16 protein-coding genes and 1 pseudogene are annotated in these 20,198 nt (G+C 41.6%); 8 read left to right on the top strand and 9 right to left on the bottom strand.

Features of this window, described 5'->3' with window-relative positions; all coding sequences use genetic code 11:
* Together F607_RS36005 and F607_RS35470 are read left to right on the top strand one after the other, a co-directional pair.
* Positions 1-143, top strand: a pseudogene (locus F607_RS36005) (IS982 family transposase); the annotation flags it as partial.
* A 143-nt stretch (positions 144-286) separates the two neighbouring features.
* A complete protein-coding gene (locus F607_RS35470; protein ID WP_230400391.1) occupies positions 287-490 on the top strand; it encodes a VOC family protein in 204 nt (67 codons plus the stop codon).
* Between the two features lie 363 nt (positions 491-853).
* On the opposite strand, the gene hutC is transcribed toward F607_RS35470, so the two are convergent.
* Positions 854-1,564, bottom strand: coding sequence for a histidine utilization repressor (gene hutC, locus F607_RS0110735; protein ID WP_038291013.1), 711 nt, complete (start codon positions 1,562-1,564; stop codon positions 854-856).
* Positions 1,565-2,431: 867 nt separating this feature from the next.
* On the opposite strand from hutC, the gene F607_RS0110730 reads away from it, so the two are divergent.
* Both F607_RS0110730 and trmA read left to right on the top strand, forming a co-directional pair.
* Positions 2,432-3,724 carry an NCS2 family permease gene (locus F607_RS0110730; RefSeq protein ID WP_027708086.1) on the top strand — a complete coding sequence of 431 codons (1,293 nt, stop codon included), beginning with the start codon at positions 2,432-2,434 and terminating at the stop codon, positions 3,722-3,724.
* Between the two features lie 17 nt (positions 3,725-3,741).
* Complete coding sequence (gene trmA, locus F607_RS0110725) at positions 3,742-4,836, top strand: tRNA (uridine(54)-C5)-methyltransferase TrmA (RefSeq protein WP_027708085.1); 1,095 nt, start codon at positions 3,742-3,744, stop codon at positions 4,834-4,836.
* 253 nt (positions 4,837-5,089) lie between these two features.
* Here trmA and F607_RS29190 read toward each other — a convergent pair whose 3' ends face one another.
* The 3 genes from F607_RS29190 to F607_RS35785 form a co-directional block, all read right to left on the bottom strand.
* The gene (locus tag F607_RS29190) at positions 5,090-5,638 is read right to left on the bottom strand and encodes a DUF805 domain-containing protein (protein ID WP_051311310.1); all 549 of its coding nucleotides are present in this window, start codon (positions 5,636-5,638) and stop codon (positions 5,090-5,092) included.
* Between the two features lie 1,220 nt (positions 5,639-6,858).
* Positions 6,859-6,987 (bottom strand): hypothetical protein, encoded by a 129-nt coding sequence (locus F607_RS35790; protein ID WP_267910746.1) that lies wholly within the window; start codon positions 6,985-6,987, stop codon positions 6,859-6,861.
* A gap of 635 nt (positions 6,988-7,622) precedes the next feature.
* Positions 7,623-7,748: a hypothetical protein gene (locus F607_RS35785; protein ID WP_267910747.1), complete on the bottom strand. Its 126-nt coding sequence runs from the start codon at positions 7,746-7,748 to the stop codon at positions 7,623-7,625.
* A 46-nt stretch (positions 7,749-7,794) separates the two neighbouring features.
* On the opposite strand from F607_RS35785, the gene F607_RS0110700 reads away from it, so the two are divergent.
* Both F607_RS0110700 and F607_RS29185 read left to right on the top strand, forming a co-directional pair.
* Positions 7,795-8,226, top strand: a complete 432-nt coding sequence (locus F607_RS0110700; protein WP_027708084.1) for a globin — start codon at positions 7,795-7,797, stop codon at positions 8,224-8,226.
* A gap of 118 nt (positions 8,227-8,344) precedes the next feature.
* Positions 8,345-10,819: a Lon protease family protein gene (locus F607_RS29185; protein ID WP_051311308.1), complete on the top strand. Its 2,475-nt coding sequence runs from the start codon at positions 8,345-8,347 to the stop codon at positions 10,817-10,819.
* On the opposite strand, the gene F607_RS29180 is transcribed toward F607_RS29185, so the two are convergent.
* Genes F607_RS29180 through F607_RS0110680 form a run of 3 tightly spaced genes read right to left on the bottom strand, consistent with a single transcriptional unit; the run spans position 10,773 to position 15,650 of the window.
* Positions 10,773-13,244, bottom strand: coding sequence for a phosphoketolase family protein (locus F607_RS29180; RefSeq protein ID WP_051311306.1), 2,472 nt, complete (start codon positions 13,242-13,244; stop codon positions 10,773-10,775). The genes F607_RS29185 and F607_RS29180 overlap by 47 nt on opposite strands.
* A complete protein-coding gene (locus F607_RS0110685) occupies positions 13,234-14,139 on the bottom strand; it encodes a ribose-phosphate diphosphokinase (protein WP_027708083.1) in 906 nt (301 codons plus the stop codon). The genes F607_RS29180 and F607_RS0110685 overlap by 11 nt, the downstream gene beginning before the upstream one ends.
* Entirely contained in the window at positions 14,136-15,650 is a 1,515-nt protein-coding gene (locus F607_RS0110680; protein ID WP_027708082.1) for a thymidine phosphorylase family protein, read from the bottom strand. Before F607_RS0110680 ends, F607_RS0110685 begins: the two co-directional genes overlap by 4 nt.
* Positions 15,651-15,883: 233 nt before the next feature.
* Between F607_RS0110680 and F607_RS0110675 the strand changes: the two genes are divergently transcribed.
* Positions 15,884-17,248 carry an MBL fold metallo-hydrolase RNA specificity domain-containing protein gene (locus F607_RS0110675; protein WP_027708081.1) on the top strand — a complete coding sequence of 455 codons (1,365 nt, stop codon included), beginning with the start codon at positions 15,884-15,886 and terminating at the stop codon, positions 17,246-17,248.
* A 299-nt stretch (positions 17,249-17,547) separates the two neighbouring features.
* A complete protein-coding gene (locus tag F607_RS29175; protein ID WP_051311305.1) occupies positions 17,548-19,323 on the top strand; it encodes a hydrogenase maturation protein in 1,776 nt (591 codons plus the stop codon).
* A gap of 41 nt (positions 19,324-19,364) precedes the next feature.
* On the opposite strand, the gene F607_RS0110665 is transcribed toward F607_RS29175, so the two are convergent.
* Positions 19,365-19,733, bottom strand: coding sequence for a hypothetical protein (locus F607_RS0110665; protein ID WP_027708080.1), 369 nt, complete (start codon positions 19,731-19,733; stop codon positions 19,365-19,367).
* 12 nt (positions 19,734-19,745) lie between these two features.
* Positions 19,746-20,054 (bottom strand): hypothetical protein, encoded by a 309-nt coding sequence (locus F607_RS0110660; RefSeq protein ID WP_027708079.1) that lies wholly within the window; start codon positions 20,052-20,054, stop codon positions 19,746-19,748.
* Positions 20,055-20,198: the final 144 nt, after the last annotated feature.

The following is a 20,198-nucleotide window of genomic DNA, read 5'->3' as shown; positions in this document are numbered from 1 at the left end:
TTAATATTCAGCGAACCAAAGGCAGAACACTATGGAGCTTGACTAATCGAATTACCCGCAAGCTATTATCACACAGTTTGTGTGTATTATTTAATAGGAACCAAGGCAATGCTCCTCTTCAGTTAGCTAAATTAATAGGCTAAAAAGTCGAGCATCGCGTGACTATAAGAAGTCAAAAGCATTTTACACTCAGGCTCTCGCACCACTCGGCTATAAAAACAACATGGAATTCGGCGAGGCTGCTGGTTTCAATGATGGAAAGAATACTGATTTCTGGATAGTGTATATGAATACCGTCATACCAATTCATCTTGCTTTCGAGGCCAGTAATCAAAAAGAAGTAGAAGCTTTTTATCATACTGCATTAGCAGCTGGCGAAACTGATAATGGCAGCCCTGGCTACTGGCCGGGTTATTATGCTGCATTTGTCTATGACCTTGATGGTCACAATATCGAAGCAGTTTGGTACGACTATAGAAAAGTGAATTAATCTTCAAAAAAATAAGTCACACATCCATTGGCATCTAAATGGATGATTGTTAAGGACAGGACCTGGCCAAGCCAGGTCCTGTTTTGTTTGGGACATCTAAATCACCCATCGACCTCACAGAACTAATATTATGCCTAACTAATGACAATTAAGCTGCAGAATTATTACCATATCTATTTAGTATGCTTTTATTCTTTTTATACCCAATACGAATGGTTTTTAGGTGCGGCCATCGAGTGACGAAGTCCCATGAGCCTATATTAATAGGTGATTGGGGTGAGGAGTGAAAATAACAAAACCTAGAAATCATTCGTGAATGGGTATACATTCATTGTTCTAATGTTTTGTTTTATGAAAACCCCTTTACTCATTTACACTTTTGGATCTTAATTTATAACGGCTACCTGGATGTAATAATTTGGCCCAACTAATTAGTTTTTTATCAGACCACGTTCTCCGGTGTAAAAGTAAGCAAGGCTCTGCTGGATCAATTTGCAATAATTTAGCTTCTTCTGCTGAGGGTAGAACAGCCTCAACGGTATGCTCAATGTTAGTTAAAGGGCACTGTATGCTAAGATACTCATTAGGTGTCGTTTGCTCAAAATTCTGCTCTAAATAATGGGGAACACTTGCCGCATTAACATAACGGTATTCCCACTGAATAGGCACTCCTTCTTCGAAATGCACAATCTCAGAATGAAAAACTGGTGTATCAAGCGGAACCCCTAACTGAACAGCAACTGTTTCATCTGCTAAAACTTCAGCTAAAGAAAGCACTTGGGCATGATATTGATGTCCTCGCTCTTGCACTTCAACTGCAATATTTCGAACGGTTACTAAAGGGGATTCATGCTTTAAGTCGGTCACGAAAGTCCCCACACCCGCATATCGAACCAAGATACCTTCACCAACAAGTTCTCTAATTGCACGATTTACCGTCATCCTGCTTACATTGAATATTGCCATAAGCTCATATTCAGTAGGCACTTTCCCACCACGAGGATAACGTCCTTCACGAATGCCTTGATAGATAGAGTGCTTTATTTTCTGATATTGAGGGATATCACCTTTCATAACATCATTCACACAGTTATTTTGTTACTCACCAAACAGAAGAAAATGCCTTATTGTAACTTACATATCTCGCTACACTGTCAAAACAACGATTGTCGTCAATGCACAACCTAAAGTGAATTGCATACACATTGCGCCAAGATGTCCAGATTACTACATGGTTTTCATAAAACCTATAACAACTGTTATAGGCTACAAAATCAGATAAAGCTTAATCCCTTGAGTTGTGGATAAAACCAAACTGAAAACAATAGTACTTTTCTTCTTAAAGCTTCTGTGAATCTTTTGTGGATAACTTAGAGAGTAGGCTACTGCCATAATGACAATTACACGTCAAGATTGTGACATTACCTGAAAAAATATGTATAAGTGCGTATTTTCATAATACTTTTTTATTAAACAGTTGACCTCAAAGTCGGTTAAGCCTGTCACATTATTCCACAGAACCTGTGGATAACCTTGTGAATTATCGTTGGTTAACCTTGCCAACAACGGTATTCATCAACGACTCTACAAATCGTATATTTTTTAACCAACCCTAAGCACAGCCCCCCCCCAAATGCAGTATGCCTAGGTTAATTTCTTTACCTTACTACGGACTTTCTTGATTCCACCTGACAGCAACTTACACATCTGCTTTGAAGTCATTTCCTACATTCTTTTTATTTCAAAGTGCAACTAGAAGATCTGAAAGTGCAACCAGATGGAGAAAAATTATCCAACTGCTCAATTTTCAGGTACTATTCGCGCCGCAAGATCATGATGGATTTGGCACAGAGCCTAAAGCTCAAAGCAGAGTTATGCATTCGAGGGGAGCTGCTTGGCGCCCAGTTAGCCATTTAGATCGTGAAGTACCGGGGTTTTACCATGTTAGAGGCTTTATTTCGCCTAAAAGAACACAACACAACCGCTCGCCGTGAGCTAGTGGCAGGTTTTACAACCTTCCTGACGATGGCATACATCATCTTTGTTAATCCCAATATGTTAGCTAGCGCCGGAATGGATCAAGGAGCCGTTTTTGTGGCTACCTGCTTAGCTGCAGCACTGGGTTGTTTCATTATGGGCTTTTTTGCGAATTACCCAATCGCACTTGCACCTGGTATGGGATTAAATGCTTTTTTTACCTACACCGTTGTCGGACAACTTGGCTATAGCTGGCAAGTTGCACTGGGTGCAGTGTTTCTTTCAGGATGCTGTTTCTTTTTACTCAGTGCTTTTAGAATTCGCGAATGGATTATCCACAGCATTCCTCACTCACTCCGTGTGGGTATCGCTGCCGGTATTGGCTTATTTCTTGGTTTTATTGCCTTAAAAAATGCAGGCTTTATCGCTGACAACCCAGCTACCTTTGTTACCCTAGGTAATGTTCACGCATCTTCTGTGCTACTAGCAGCAATGGGCTTTATCATGATCATCGCCCTGACTCATCGACAAGTACCTGGTGCAGTTATGCTCAGTATTTTAGTCATCACCTTACTCAGTATTATTATCGGCGAAACAGAATACCAAGGCATTGTTGCGCTTCCCCCCAGCATAATGCCTACGCTACTAGAGTTGAATATTCGTGACGCACTGGATGTTGGACTCTTAAGCATCATCTTTGCATTTGTATTTGTAGATCTATTTGATACATCAGGCACCCTCATCGCTGTTGCTCAAAAAGGTGAATTACTTGATGAAAAAGGTAGATTACCAAGGCTAGGTAGTGCCCTCATGGCCGATTCAAGTGCCACAATGGCCGGTGCAATGCTAGGCACCTCAACAACAACCAGTTACATTGAAAGTATTGCAGGCATTAGTGCTGGAGGCAGAACAGGTCTTACCGCTGTCGTAGTTGGTGTTTTATTTTTGGCCAGCCTGTTCTTTTCTCCTTTAGTGAATACAGTTCCTGCCTACGCTACAGCCCCTGCGTTATTTTTTGTTGCAGTGTTAATGACAGGCGGACTTGCGCATATTGATTGGCAAGACATTACTGAAGCAGCACCGGTTACCATAGCAGCACTCACTATGCCTTTAACCTTTTCTATCTCTAACGGGATTGCACTGGGCTTTATTTCCTATGCTGTTGTCAAATTATGTAGTGGTCATTGGCGCACTATGAGTCCAGCAATGCTTGTATTATCAGGGCTGTTTGTGATTAAGCTGGTTTTATTTAATTAATCGTGGATTAAGTCGTTATGCCAGAGGCAGTATCTCTCAATCAACGTTATCAGGATCAATTGCAAAATAAAGTCGAACGTCTTCGCTCACTATTTGCAGCATTTAATAAACCTGAAATTGAGGTGTTTCCTTCAAAGCCTACCCAATATCGAATGCGAGCTGAATTTCGTATCTGGCATAACGAGGACCGCTGTTTTTACGCTATGTTTAAACCAGGGAATAAAAATGAGCCTTACGAGGTTTCAACATTTCCTGCTGGATCGCCAACTATTCAAACATTGATGCCCCAGCTTTTGGCGGATATCAATCACTCTGAAGCACTACGACGCAAACTATTCCAAATTGAGTTTCTCACTAGCCAGACAGGTGAAAGCTGTATCACCTTGATTTACCATCGCCAGCTTGATCAGCAGTGGCAAGAAGAAGCTAAACGATTAAACCAAAAACTCAATAGCCATATTATTGGTCGAGCCCGCAAACAAAAGCTCTGCATAGATACAGATTACATTGAAGAAACGCTAACGGTTAATGGCCAGCACTATTATTATCAACAAGTCGAAAATTCATTTACGCAACCCAATGCCTTCATTTGTGAAAAAATGCTTGAATGGGCACAAGCATCTGCCAGCCTCTGCTCTGGAGACTTGGTTGAACTTTATTGCGGTAATGGCAATTTTACAGTTGCATTAGCCCACTTATTTCCCAAAGTATTAGCTACTGAAATATCTAAGGTGTCCGTTAAATCGGCCTTACATAACTTAGAAAGTAATCAAATAAATAACGTTGTCATTGCACGAATGTCCAGTGAAGAATTTACCCAGGCAATGAATCGTGAACGTGCATTCCGTCGTTTAAAAGACATCAGTCTCGATGACTATAATTTAGATACGATTTTTGTTGATCCGCCTCGGGCAGGCTTGGACGCCGAAACGGAAAAACTTGTACAGCGGTTTAAGCATATTATTTATGTTTCTTGTAACCCCGCTACATTACAGCACAATTTAACAACGTTAGCACAAACCCACGAAATACAACGATTGGCCCTATTTGATCAATTCCCTTTCACTGACCACATTGAAACAGGTGTCCTGCTCACTAAAAAAACTGGATAATGTAGGTTGAACTGGATGAATGTATACCCAAAACGAAGGGTTTTTAGGGGCGGCAGTTAAATGCTCCGGCATAAACTGCATTCCCACTGTCCTTAGTGGTCAAGAGCGCTGACACAAACCCTACTAATGTGTCGGGAACACATTAGAACAGCTTCGCTGGCCCGTTAGGGTGAGCGCTATGGATAGCGCACATAAAAATGATTCGTGAAGGGTATAGGTTGAAACAGTTGCCGCAAGAATGCGGCAACCATGCTTACAGTTGTACCCTTTGCACATAATCATTATACGCAGGAATAGCCAACGCAGCCGCAACACCAATGCCCACGGTTAATAGTGGAAATATCAGACCAAACACAATAATAGGAATAGAATTTTTATCTGGCTTTGGTCCAAAACGATTACTTACCGCAGTACCAGGAGCAAATAATAATACCAAATAGAAGACAAACTGAATTAAAGGAATAAAATAGATAATAGCCCACCATGCAGTACAATCCATATCATGTAATCGTCGCTTAACAGGTACTAAAGCCACCCATATACTCACAATCACAACTAAACCAATAAGAGCGCCTATTATAATTGGCATCTCACCAGCTGAAGATTTATCTATAGTGGAGATAATACCTGCAGAGATTCCAAATATAAGCGCAAGTAAAAACTGATACAACATAGAATAAACTAAAAAGCGCAGCCGTCCGATACGGCCTTCACTCGCAAAAACTTTTGGGCTATAAGTAGCAATCTCTTCAACTGCTGTATCCATAGCTGAAGGGGTTTTATATGGTGTTTCCAACTGCATGTTACTTCCTAAACACAACGTCAATAATACATTTATCGTTGTATACCCTTCGCGAATCAATTTTAGGGTTTGCTGTCTGCGCTCTTCACCACCAAGGACAGTGGGAATGCAGTTTATGCATAATGACATGGATGTCATATAGTAGAGCAATACAGGAGCTATTGCCGAGGAGCATTTAACTGCCACCCCAGTCACTTATTCATTTAAGCTCATGGGGCTTCATCGCTTGACAGCCCCCCCTAAAAATCCTTCGCTTTGGGTATATAAGATTTAAAGTAAGTTATAAAATCATTAATGACTTAACTCTATCTTATACAACAAATCTTCCCAATAAAATCAAAGTGTACACCCCGACCGTGGATATACATTGTCCTTATAATAATCCACTTAACAAATGGTTATTATAAAGTCACTGATTATATACATTGAGCTTTAAGTAAACAATTAGCTTTTAGTCTATACCCAACGCCCAAAATATGAAACGACAGTACCTTTACTGTAGCAAGAAACTCACAGCAGCACTACACAACTAAAAACAACTTAAAAATAATTATTTACTGCATGAAATTATTATCCGAAATCGCGACTTACATATTTTATAATTTTCATCTTGAAAAATCTTTTATTTTCTAGCGGGGTTCTTTCCACAAATGTAATAAGCAATAATAATTAAATATACCCTTCATGAATGATTTCTAGGTTTTGTTATACCCTTCGCGAATCAATTTTAGGGTTTGTTGCCTTCGCTCTTCACCCCAGTCACTTATTCATATAACCGCCCAGCAGCGCTGTTATATCAATTAAAGTGGCTACCGCAAGTTTCACAGCAGTAAACTTGCCCAGAGGCTTCATCACTTGACGGCCGCACCTAAAAACCATTCGTATTGGCTATATATAAATAATTATTGAAAAATATAAACCCTACCAATGCGCAAAAAGTAGCTATGATATTTGACACTAATCGTATTTAAAAAAGGCTATTAGCAAAACTGTAACTTGAGGAAGATGTGTCGAACCGTTTGCCAAATGGAGGCTACATCTTAGCCTCCAAGGAAGAGTTTACGACATGTTTGAAGGGGGTCATGCAAACTTTGAACAAAAACGCTGCCACAAATGTTTTTTAAAATGAAATTATATGCGGTTGCCCTATGCAAACAGGAAGCACATGGGGATATTTCTAGAAAGCCTTGTCTAGAAACTAATTTCTTTATTTTAAGCTATTAGTGGTCAGGACGTTTAACACGACTATCGGCTATAGCAACTAATGCTCCAATCAGTAACCCTGCAATAACAATCACAACCATTCCACCAATGGCTAATGTACCACCTACAACAACAGCATCAGTCATTTTAACCTCCTCTTTTTGCTAACACTCTAAGTGCATAAAGACTTCATTTTTTTGATATACATCAACCCCTCTTTCGTCTTATAACAATCACTTTGGCAACCCCAAAAGCATGGCAATACCATATCCACCCTAAAACGCTATAGTCATAACAACAGCTATATATAATCATAGCCTGATTTACTCATTTTCACGTCTTTTCTTTTACCTACACTCAAATCAGCCAATTTCGCTACAGATAAATTTTGAATGAACTAGTTTGTAGGTAGGTCCCTGCGTTTAATTTACCTAAAGCATGACTACAGGATATGTTTTACATGCTTTAGTCTCATACTTGTTGAGGTAAAAGGTAAATGAAGTGGTTTCCATTAATACTTTTTTTCAATGGCTTTTTCAGCTCGTAACATGCGACTTAGTCCTTGTCTAATCAGTATAAACACGGAGGTTTACTTAGGTATGTTAATGACGACTATCCACAGCAAAAGATTTTCAGCAGAACCCGTCTGGTATCAAGCGATGAAGTCCCAAAGCATAAATTAGCAGGTAACAATATTACGGTGACCTACCATGTCATTGATTTCTGTTTTCTGTATTGTCAAAATGACAAAACAAGCAGATTTCAATCGTCTGTGGCTGGATCATCGAGCTTTGTGGTGAAAGATAAATAAACCTGCTGCATTTTCTTTTAATTGTTCATGCTTTTCTGTATTAAATGCAGCAAGATCGGACTTTTTATTCATCATTAACTGAAAAATCCATGCCATGTTTAATACCATTCCATTTGGACTCAGCTACAGTCAAACTGAAACTATGTCGGAATATGAGCGCATCTTTGATGAAAGTTATGAGCGAGTACGAAAAATACGCCGAAACCAACAAACCTTTTTTGAGGCATTTTATGAGCATTTCATGGCTACTTCACCAGAGATAGCTGCACGTTTTGTCAATACCGAAATGTCTCACCAGCGCCGTATGTTAGAAAAGTCGTTTTATAAGCTACTCACCTTTTACGCCACCAATAATGCAGCCGACTACTTAGAAAAAATTGCCCAACTCCATGACCATAAGCATCTCAATATCAAGCCTGTTTGGTATGACTTATGGTTAGAAGCACTTATGGCAACCCTACGTAAATTTGATCCTGATTATAGTGATGAAATTGAACTGGCTTGGCGCTTAGTGTTATCACCAGGCATCACATTTATGAAATATCGTTATAATCACACCTTCACAGAGACATAATTCCTACAATGGATATTCGCTCATTAACGAAGTCCATTTTCCCAGCTTCTCAAGTTGCATTATTGCGTCAGTGAGTTTTACACTGAAAAGATATCTTCGCAAATAATATGCTAACACTATGGCTAATAAAAAAAGTCCTGATCGCTTTAAGCTTCCTGCCAGTGCAATACACACCTTTATTACAGATAAAGACTTCCCTTTTGCTAATACCTCTAAAATCAAGCCATTTGTGGGAATACTCGGTCAAGATCGAGCCATTGCAGCACTTCATTTTGGTGTAGGTATACCACACTCAGGGTATAATTTATTTGTCATGGGCGAGTCAGGTACCGGCCGTAGTTCTTATGTCCTTGAGTTCTTACAACGAGAAGCTAAACGCAAGCCCGCACCACCCGATCACATTTATGTCAATAACTTCAATGATATACGTAACCCTATTGCGCTTGAACTCCCGCCAGGCGAAGGGCAAATTTTAAAAAAAGATATTGATCAGCTAACGGATAATTTATTAGCGACCTTCCCTGCTGTTTTTGAACACCCGAGTTATCAACAGCAAAAAAGTAATATTGAACTGGAATTTAACCAACGCTATGACAAAGCGATTGACACTGTTGAGCGTGCAGCCCACAAACATAACGTTGCTCTTTATCGCGATACCACCACCATTAGTTTTACCCCTATGCGCGAGGGTAAAACATTAGATGAAGTGGAGTTTGCCCAACTACCTGAACTTGAGCGTGAACACTTTCACCAAACCATCGGCCAGCTCGAAGAATTGCTCAATGAGTCGCTGCTCAGCTTGCCTCAATGGAAACGAGAATCAAATGACAAGCTGAGAAAACTCAACCGAAAAACGATTAATCGCGCACTTGCCCCCTTAATCAGGCCACTCAAAGAAAAGTATCGAATATTACCTGGTGTAATTCATTACCTTGAGCAAATGCAGGAACAGCTACATACCATTGTTGTAGAACAACTTGCTGATGAAGAAACACCACGTACTGATGCAGAAAAAAAAGCTGCATTAAATGAGCTGCTGTCTCCTAACCTGCTCGTCACACATATCCCAGAGGCAGGTGCGCCTGTTATTCATGAGTCACACCCCAGCTATAAAAACCTTTTCGGTCGCATTGAGTACATTAATGATCAAGGCAACATGATCACTAATTATCAGCAAATATGCCCTGGTTCATTACATAAAGCGAATGGCGGCTATCTGATTATTGAAGCAGATAAACTGCTCACGGAACCTTTTGTGTGGGAAGCACTTAAGCGAGCACTTAAAGATAAACAATTACGTATGGAGTCAGCCTATGCTGACTTAGGGGTTATCAACACGATTACCCTGAGTCCTGCAACACTGCCACTCAATATCAAAGTCATTTTGGTAGGTACACGAGAAATTTACTATTTACTTGAAGAATTGGATGCAGACTTTCGTAAAATGTTTCGCGTGCTGGTCGACTTTGATGAGCGTATTCCACTCAACAGTGATTCATTAGAAGCTTTTGCTGCACTCATGCAAACATTTATTAATCGTGAAGAATACTCTCCACTTTCATCAGCGGCTGTCGCTCGACTCGCGAACCACAGCGCTCGACTCATCAGCAGTAAACATCACTTATCTGCACGTTTTCGTGATATTTTTGATTTGTTATGTGAAGCAGAATATATCCGCTCACTGACTGATGAAAAGTTAATTGAAGAAAATCATATTGAGCAAGCATTAGCCGCTCAAGAACACCGCACTAACCGTATTAGCTTACTTATTCGTGAACAAATGTTAGATGATACCATCATCATCAATACAGAAGGTAAATCTGTCGGTAAAGTCAATGGCCTTACAGTATTGGACACCGGTAATACTAGCTTTGGTACCCCTGCCAGAATCACAGCAACGGTATTTCCCGGCTCTCAAGGTGTTGTTGATATTGAACGGGAAGTTAACTTAGGTCAGTCCATTCACTCCAAAGGTGTCATGATCTTAGCAGGTTATTTAGGATATATGTATGCTCGGCATTTTCCTTTAGCCATTTCAGCCAATATTGCTATTGAGCAGTCTTATGGTTTTATTGATGGGGATAGTGCCTCACTTGCAGAACTTTGCTGCTTAATTTCAGCACTGACTCGTATCCCCCTGCGTCAGTGTTTCGCTTTAACCGGTTCAGTCAGCCAATATGGTGACGTACAGGCAGTAGGCGGGGTCAATGAGAAAATTGAAGGCTTTTTTGAATTGTGTAATGCTCGGGGCTTAAGCCATCAACAAGGTGTCATTATTCCTCGTAGCAATGTAAAAAATCTGGTACTTAAAAAGTCAGTCATTAATGCAGTAGAAGATAACAAATTCCATATTTATGCAGTAGAAACTGTAAACCAAGCGCTGGAAATATTAACCGGGCGAGAGGTAGGGCATCAGGATAGTCGAGGTACCTTTCCAGCAAACACCGTCAATGGTATAGCTATTGCGAAACTTCATGAAATGGCGCTGGCCGCTACTTTGAATGGCAACGATACCAACCTTAAAAGTAAATCAAAAAAAATTATTCCTAGTCCTCCTGTGGCAGGGAATGATCATGAATCGCAGGATCAGTAATTAACTTTGGATTACCACGCCCCTGCACCGCAAGGACTTCATCTGCCGATAACAAGTCATGAACATTTAAATCCATCATACCAATCAAGGTAAAAAGAATATGTGCCCAGCTGGTTTTATTAGCAAACAACATACCTGGTGTGTCGAGTGTTCCTCCATGGTTAATATAACCCAATGCTCGAGTCCGCTCAGGCCCTAAATCCAAGGTACGTAATACTGCCAGCCAAGGCTCAGGATGACCATGTACCACAAATAACCTATATTCTGGTAATGAGCCAAAAATACGCTGAACATATTCGGCTGACAGTTGGTGTTTTTTCTCCCAGCGATCGCGACCTTCTCTTAAGCGTCCTGGTTCAAAAATATAGACCACACTATGTTCTATACCTGCCGTTGCTAATCGCACTGAGGCTTTCATAATTTCAGCCAGCTGAAAGCTACCAATAGCCACCAACTGTAGTGATTCATCAGCATTTCCTTTCAGACAAATTGCTCCGTCACTCACCAGCTGACATGCCTGGTTCATTGATAAATACTGCGGCTGAAGTGTTTTTGCCATAACCATCGTCCAAAGCTGACCATGGCTTTGAAATAGCTGTTCTAGTGTCGCTAAAGCACAATTCCAGTCAAGAGGAAAGACAACACGTGCAATATCAGCTGGCTCATTAATCAGTGCATCAACAAAGGTTGGGTCCTGATGAGAGTGCTCATGCTCACCATTTTCCCAAACCAAAGATGTAAGCAACAAACCCATTGATAACTCATGAATAGGCATATCAGCCTGTTTTTTCCGGCGGTTAAAGGTCAACATCTGTCGTAAAATGCCCAGCATCTTTGTAGCAAATGCCTCATAGCTAACCACCAGATTTAAGCCCTTCGCATTGGCTAACGCTGCACTAACTACGGCTTCCTCATTCAGAGCCGTAATGACTGAGCCATTCACTGCTTCCGGCTGGCCCGGGTGAGGATCGCACACTCGATGACGAAGGAAATCAAGGGTTTGATAAAGATGGTTTGCTTGTAACTGATCAGGGTTTCCGACTCTAACCCGAAGCTGTGGATTAATTTTAGCTAAGTGGGCAAAACTTAAATCAAATGCGGCGACTGAAGACTTTTCCGCTTCCAGGTTTTGTAACCAGAAAAGCTCTGGCATAACTACCTTAATAGGCATTTGCAACGTATTACTGTCAGCTTCACGAGGCCGCTCTGTTAACTCATGATTGTTTAATAATGCAATTGACTGTAAAAGTTCAACTAAAGGCACCCATAAGCGCCTAGCACTGGTGTTAAATTCACTTACACCTTCAGCATCTTTTGCTGGATTATGTTCTAACGGTGAAGTATGTGCTTTAGACGTGCCCGCTCCCGCAAAGCCATAACCTTTAGTGGTCACCGCAATGGTATAGGGCAGTCGCACGGGGTAACGTCCTTTGCCATGCAGCAATGCTTCTCCTCGTGTGCCTAAGCGCTGCTCCATTTCATACAGTGACCAGGCAAAAGCCGCCGGATCAGTACCATCAATAATGAGTGGGTCATAATGCTGATGCCATAAATACTGCTCTAGCCAACTGCACTCGGCTGACAACGCTGTAGTTGTGCACTGATCAATCCTGCGACCATTGGCAATCATCACAGGCATGACTAACCCAGTATCTTCTGCCCGCCACCAACGGGGTGCCCAATCACTACCTCGTTGCTCTTCAAACGCACCATCACTTAAAAAAGCAACCAGACGCTCTCCTGGTAATGGCTGATGCATATACTGCAGTCCAGTCACCCCCAAGTATCCACCTTCACTCATGCCACCAGCCGTATGAACACTGACTCGGCTGCTGATAGGCAGTTTTTGTATGCCCTCAGGAGTAAGCTCGCAAGCATAAAAATCTGCAGCCAGTTTACTCAAACCTTCCTCTGTCATTTGATAGCGTCCAGCTTGAGCAGGCTTGAGATTACCCAACAGTACATTCACCGCATCAATGGCCGCAACACAATGTCCTTGCTCCATTACCCAACTGCGGGTGATTCCACTGAGGGCGTTAATAGCCATATAACCTACATACGCAGGCACCATATTAAGTGCCCCCCCCAAAAAACCTTTCGGTTGAGGCTTAAAATCGAAACTGCGTAAGTCACGGCCATCAAGAAAAATCCGGCGTGTATAAGACATATGCACTACAAGCCACATCGCTGCACTGGCAACACGGTCTGCTGCACTTAATAACTTGTAAGCATGAGATTTATCGGTGATTAAGCCTTCCACGGCCAGCATATCAATCAACTCATACACTCTGACCTGGGTCTGCGCTTGATGCTTAATCACACCATAACCTGCAGCCCAGTGTGCAAACTCTGGTGCTTTGTGCCGATACAAATCAGCTTTATGCTCCAGTTGAATCCGTTGAATATCCTGGTGGCTATCTGTCATTATCCTTGCTCAACTGTAAGGCAATGGCATTCACAAGCAGTGGATAAATATCAATGTGGTTTGTTTCATGAATAACCGTATTACAGGTCACTACCTGAGCAACCAAGTCACTCTGCAGCAGTGCTTCAGCGCCTGGCGCAAAAACACCATGAACCCCCATACACACTGCTTTTCGCATTCCTTGGTTTGTTAGCTGCTGAATAGCTGACAGCATGGTATGGCCTGTTGAAATAATGTCATCAACCAACACTGGGGTAAAATCAGTATAGTCAGCGACTTCTGGTGCGGATACCTGAACATCTCTATCACCAAAACGCTCTTTACTTAAAACTTGCCAGGGTAATTGAAACGCGGTTGCCACCGAACTAACCCACTGTTCGCTTTCACTGTCTGGCCCAATCAGCAAGGGCTTCTCCACCTGTTGATCTATCCATTCAGCCAAACTCTCTGCACTGCTCACCACATTTGTTTCAAGGGAGTATATTTCATCCAGGGAATGGTAACGGTGTAAGTGAGGATCAACGCTTATCAGCCAGTCGGCATACTGGCTAAGCAACTTGGCAAAGGTCTTTGAAGTAATCGCTTCACCCGATTTAAAGCGATCATCCTGACGCATATAGGGTAAATAAGGCAGAACAAGCCCAACCTTCAATGCCCCTAGCTCCTTAAGTGTGCTAAGTAAAAAAAGTAGCGGCAGCAATTTAGTATCAGGCTGATATAAGTCGGCCAACACAACAACAGCATGCCCCTTGCACTCAGTCATGACGCGAACATAGCTTTCGCCATCAGGAAACTGATGTAAAACCAGCTCTCCCGGACTGCAACCAGAAACTTCCAGACAATCCTGAAACAATGCATCAGGTGCTAAAAAGTTATAAACAATCACTGACGTCATAAATACTCCTCTTCAATGCGCACGGCTTCTGGATGTAGCTGCAAAAAATCCAGTGCATACGCTAGTTCGCCAGGTGCGTTTGCATGTAAGGTAAACAGGGGCTGACCTACTTCGACAGCGTCACCCAAGCGAACATGCATTTCTACACCTGCCGCCTTAACTTCAGGCGCGCCAGCCAAACGAGCAAGACGTGCAATAAAACGGTTATCGATATAAGAAATAATGCCATGCTGAGAGGCGGTAATTGTGTGTTGCTGTGCAGCAAGTTCAGGCTCAGTAAAACCTCCCTGAGATTCACAAATAGCCATAAATTTATCCAAAGCCTTACCCGACCATAAGGTTTTTTGAGCTAACTTGAAGCCTTCTCCTGGCTGCGCTTTATGCGCCAGTTCTAGTAGTGCTCCTGCCAAAACCAGAGAGCGTTCTGCAAGATCGGTAGGTGCTTCTGGTTCACAGCGTAAAACCGTGAGCACATCTCTTGCCTCCAGTACTGGACCAATTCCTCTGCCAACCGGCTGTGTGCCATCGGAAGTGATCGCATGAACTTTAATGCCTAAAGCCTCTCCCGTTGCTACCATCAATTTTTGTAAATGAGCTGCCGCCTCCTGTGTTCTAATTTTAGCGGTTGGCCCAATGGGAATATCAATTAATACCTGAGTTGCACCAGCCGCAATTTTTTTGGAGAGAACGGATGCAACTAGCTGGCCTTCACTATCAATATCAAGTGCCCGTTCAACACGAATGACGACATCATCCGTAGGACTTAAATTGACTGATCCCCCCCAGGCCAAACAGGCGCCATGTTGTTCAACAACTTCTCGCATATGCTCAAAACTAAGTGTAACCGGCGTCATCACCTCCATCGTGTCAGCAGTACCTGCCGGGGAAGTAATCGCACGAGATGATGTTTTAGGCATGATAAGTCCACAGGCACTGGCAATTGCAACCACAATAGGTGTCGTACGATATCCTGGTAAACCACCCACGCAGTGTTTATCAAAAACCTCTTGCCCTGACCACTCAAACCGCTTGCCAGTTGCCACCATGGCTTTAGTAATGGCAATCACTTCGTTAACGTTTAATCCTTGTCCAGCACATGCGGTAATATAAGCCGCCAGCTGAATATCCGAATAGCGGCCCTCACGAATGTCTTGCACAATACTGTAGGCAGACTCATCATTTAATAATTTGCCAAACAGTTTGCCTCGCACAAATGCAGTTGACTCAACGGGTTTTGCATGACCAAAGGTAGCCACCTCACCTTCCTGTGCTTGCAATAAGCGCCATGCGGTTTCAGATAATCCCGCTTGCTGATGAGAAATTATTTCACTGTCGACAATATTTAATGTAGCAATGATCGAATGATGATCTGTCATTATTTTTATACGTGATTGCGCATTAAAGCCTTCCGCATGACAAACATGGCAGTCACGCCGCATATATACAACAGGCTCTTGATGTGTATCTACACCTAATCGATGTAAATGCAAAAAGTCACTAGTACTGTCCATAATTACATTCCCTTTAACCTAGTATGGTCTACATTCTGTCGCTACTTTCCAGTAGTTTTAGGGATTCTACAGCGTTATTTAAAATAAAGTTTATAACACGTTACTACAGAGTTTTTGCAAATAAAAATGTAAAGTCTAGTTTAAATTACTGGATATAAACAACAAACAGGGTATAGACTAAAAACAGTTCATAAAAGCTAAACAAAACTGCATTACGCATTTGAGGCAACCTTGTGAAATTAACTTTTTTGGGTGCTACGAATACAGTTACTGGCAGCAAATACTTACTTGAGCACAATCAACAAACCTACCTGATCGACTGTGGCTTATACCAAGGTGTTAAATACCTTCGTGAACGCAACTGGATCGTACCTCCTATATCTGTTTCTAAATTAAATGCCGTTATCTTGACTCACGCTCACATTGATCACTCGGGCTATTTACCGGCTTTGGTTAAAAATGGTTTTACAGGCCCAGTTTTTTGTACTGAAGGAACTCATGAACTTTGTAAAATTCTGCTGCCTGATGCAGGTTTTCTTCAAGAAGAAGATGCTCGCTTTGCCAACAAATATAGTTTTTCTAAACATAAACCCGCACTTCCACTTTATACTGAAAAAGATGCAGAACACAGCCTAAAACAGTTTCGTTCTTGCGCTTACCATTCACCACTTGCACTGCCTGGCGACTTGCAATTAAGTTTTAGTCCAACCGGTCATATATTAGGTGCAAGTGCCGTTCAGCTAACATCAGCTTCAACCAATACAACCCTCACTTTTACGGGAGATCTTGGCCGCTATCAAGACTTAATGATGTATGATCCTGAGCCTATCAATACAACTGACTATTTAGTAACTGAGTCTACTTATGGCGACCGGCTTCACGATCCCATTGATGCACTTGATGTTTTACAAAAAATTATAACAAAGACAACCAACCGTGGCGGGATAGTGCTCATTCCTGCATTTGCAGTTGGCCGTGCCCAATTAATTCTACACCTGGTTGCAGAGCTTATTGAAAAAAATAGAATTAATAAAATCCCGGTTTTTTTAAATAGTCCCATGGCCATTTCAGCAACAGAAATCTATCAACGTTTTCACCATGAGCTGAAGTTGACTGCTACAGATTGCAATCGAATTGATCAATATACTCACTATGTTAAAACTGTAGCTGAATCTATAGATCTCAATACGCGTCAGTTTCCGTGTGTTATTATTTCTGCAAGCGGTATGGCAAGTGGAGGGCGAGTCTTACACCATCTAAAAGCGATTTGTGGAAACTATCGTAACAGTATTGTATTTGTTGGTTTTCAAGCACCTGGCACCCGAGGTGAGTCGATGATTAATGGTGTAGACCAAGTCAAAATTCATGGAAAATACTACCCTGTCAAAGCAGAAATACACCACTTGGATAACTTTTCTGCTCATGGTGACTATAAGGACATTTTGACGTGGTTAAAAATGATAAAATCCCCACCAAAATGTACATTTATTACTCATGGAGAACCTGCTGCCGCAGATAGTTTACGACTTAAAGTCAAAGACCAGCTGGGATGGAAGTGCTGTGTCCCAAGCTACCGAGATAGTATTGAGTTAAAGTAGTCGTCTGTACATCGTAACATTATTATTGTTTATTAAGCGTGGCCCAAATTCTATTTATCTTTTTTAAAAAAAATGAGGCTAAATACTATTTCAGTATGAAAAATGGTGACAGTTGTTTTTTCATTGCTCCATATCATACTTACATTTACTCTTGATACCTATAATCCCAGGCTTTTTACTAGATATACAAAAACTGAGGTGTTTTCATTGATACCACTAATACTATGCTCTTATACCCAGAGTAAGGTATGTCAATAAGTTCACCTTAATGGGTAAAGATTAAATGGAATTAATAGGTCATGCGTATTTTACTGTTTGCCACTGCTTTTAACGGACTTACCCAACGTATTTTTGAAGAGTTATTGACATCAGGCCATGAGGTCAGCTTAGAGCTTGCTTTAAGCAGACGACACATGTTGGATGCGGTTAAGCTTTTCCACCCTGAATTAATCATCTGTCCTTTTTTGAAACAACGAATCCCTGATGTTATCTGGCAAAATTACTTATGCTGGATAATACATCCCGGTATTCCAGGTGACCGTGGTCCCTCCTCACTCGACTGGGCTATTATTAAGCAGCAGCCACAGTGGGGAGTCACCCTAATTGAAGCTAATGCTGAGTTTGACGCTGGCGCTATTTGGGGGTATGAACTGTTTCCTGCTCGAAAAACCTGTAAAGCTTCACTTTACCGTCGAGAAGTTACCAACACAGCCAGCCACCTAATTCATAATGCACTAGTTACCTACCAACAGCATGGCTCTGCCCCTAAAAAATATAATTTATCTTCAGTCAAACAAGGTGAATGGCACCCTCTTATGCGACAGCCTCATCGCCACTTAAACTGGCTGGTTGATGACACTGAAACCCTTCTACGCAAATTATATGCAGGTGATAGTTGTCCAGGAGTTCTTGATGAAATTCAGGGACAGCTCTTTTATCTTTATGGGGCTCATGTCGAGCGTACCCTTAAAGGTGATACGCCAGGTGATATTATTGCCACACGCCATGGAGCCATTTGTCGAGCTACAAGAGATGCAGCGTTATGGATAACTCACTTAAAGCCTGCACCACATGATAACCAATCTTTTTATAAACTACCTGCTACTCAGTGGCTTGACCAACAGCTTCTCTCAGTACCAGATATCCCCCAAGAAACGCTCCCAGCGCCTAACCTCAATACCTGGCAAGAAATTAGTTATTATGAGCAGGATAATATTGGCTATTTAACATTTGATTTTCATAATGGCGCATTTTCAACAACACAGTGCTTACGCTTATTAAACGCTTATAAAGCAGCGTGCCAGCGTCCAACACAGGTAATTGTTCTTAAAGGTGGCATAGATTTTTGGAGCAATGGTATTCACCTAAATACCATTGAAGCGGCTATCAACCCATCCCATGAAGCTTGGCAAAATATTAAAGCGATCAATCAAGTCACGGAAGCGATCATAACCACGACAGATAAGTTAACTGTTGCAGCGCTTAACTGTAATGCTGGAGCGGGCGGGGCAGTCATGGCTTTTGCCTGCGACTATGTTGTTGCCAGACAAGGCATCATTATCACCCCCTATTACAAACCTATGGAACTCTATGGTTCTGAGTATTGGACCTATGTGCTACCAAAGCGCGTTGGTGAAGAATGTGCACATCATTTAACTGAAGCATGTCTCCCTGTAGGAACACAGCGTGGTTTTGCCTTAGGATTATTTGATGCCGTACTTTCTGAACGCTCAGATTTATTTTGGCAACAAGTTCATAACTTTTGCCTGAAGCTATCAGAAGCCAAGTACTGGCAGCACGAACTACAGCAGAAACAACAGCGTAGAGAATCAGATGAAAGTGATAAACCACTTGCAGTTTACGAAGCAGAAGAACTAAGCCAAATGTGGCAGTGCTTTAACAGCCAAACGTTCCATAACGCACGTCGTGCATTTGTTTATAAAGAAGAACCTCAACAAACACCACCATATATAGCAACACACCGCCAAGAAACCCAAAACCAAACACACGAACCTATGCCCAAAACAAATACACAGCAAGTTGTGCCAGAAAGGAAAGAAGAAGCAGTGGTGTAAGTAATGTATCAATTATTGAGTAAATGATGACTAATCTATCTTTAACGACTTGTTGAAAAAAGCAACACTAACGGAGCACACATCATAAGGAGGCCAAGTAATGACCAGCATCCAGCAGGGATGGCACGCTCTCTTGGCGCTATATAATTGCCCATACCAGGTAGTACCATAAACATCAATCCTAGACCGGGAATCCCTGTATAGATTCCTCGATAGGCATAGGCTGAGTAAGCAAATGGCGCTTTTGAGAATAAAATCATCATTATCACCAAAGCTAGACAAGTAGCAATGGTGATTTGAATTTTATTCGCAAGCAGTTCCAAGATAAGACTGTGATCAATTAATCCTAGCACAGCAAAACAACACAATAATGGTGCTAAAAAAAGTATCACAGATACAGCAAGTGACATGCCGCTACTTTTTTAGTGGCGGCTATTTAACCAGTGCATAACCTGACGGGTTTTGGCATCCGCTTGTTCCGGATTACCTTTACAATGGTCAAGCGCAATGTATTTTAATGATTCAACATCCCTAGATGCTACTTCCTTATCCACTAATACTCTAGATAAAAGCGCATATGTCTCTTGCATCATGAAAACTTTTGCTTGAGGTATATCACATACCAAAATCTGCTTACGTTGCTGCTGTACACTCTCACACCATTCACCCAAAACAGAAAGGACTTCAGATGGAACAGAGACTGACTGTGATGTAATTCCGCGAATATCCATGCTTAATACCTGCTTCAATTTCCTACGATCCAACTATGAACGACTCTATGTATACAGCAAAACAACAATTGAAGAGTCTGTTTATCCTCTTCTTTGGGTATACCCTTGATTTGGTATATATAAGATTTGCTGTAATTAAAATAA

It is taken from the genome of Zooshikella ganghwensis DSM 15267, assembly GCF_000428585.1.
In the GTDB taxonomy this organism is placed as follows: domain Bacteria; phylum Pseudomonadota; class Gammaproteobacteria; order Pseudomonadales; family Zooshikellaceae; genus Zooshikella; species Zooshikella ganghwensis.
This window is presented reverse-complemented; position numbering and strand designations above follow the sequence as displayed.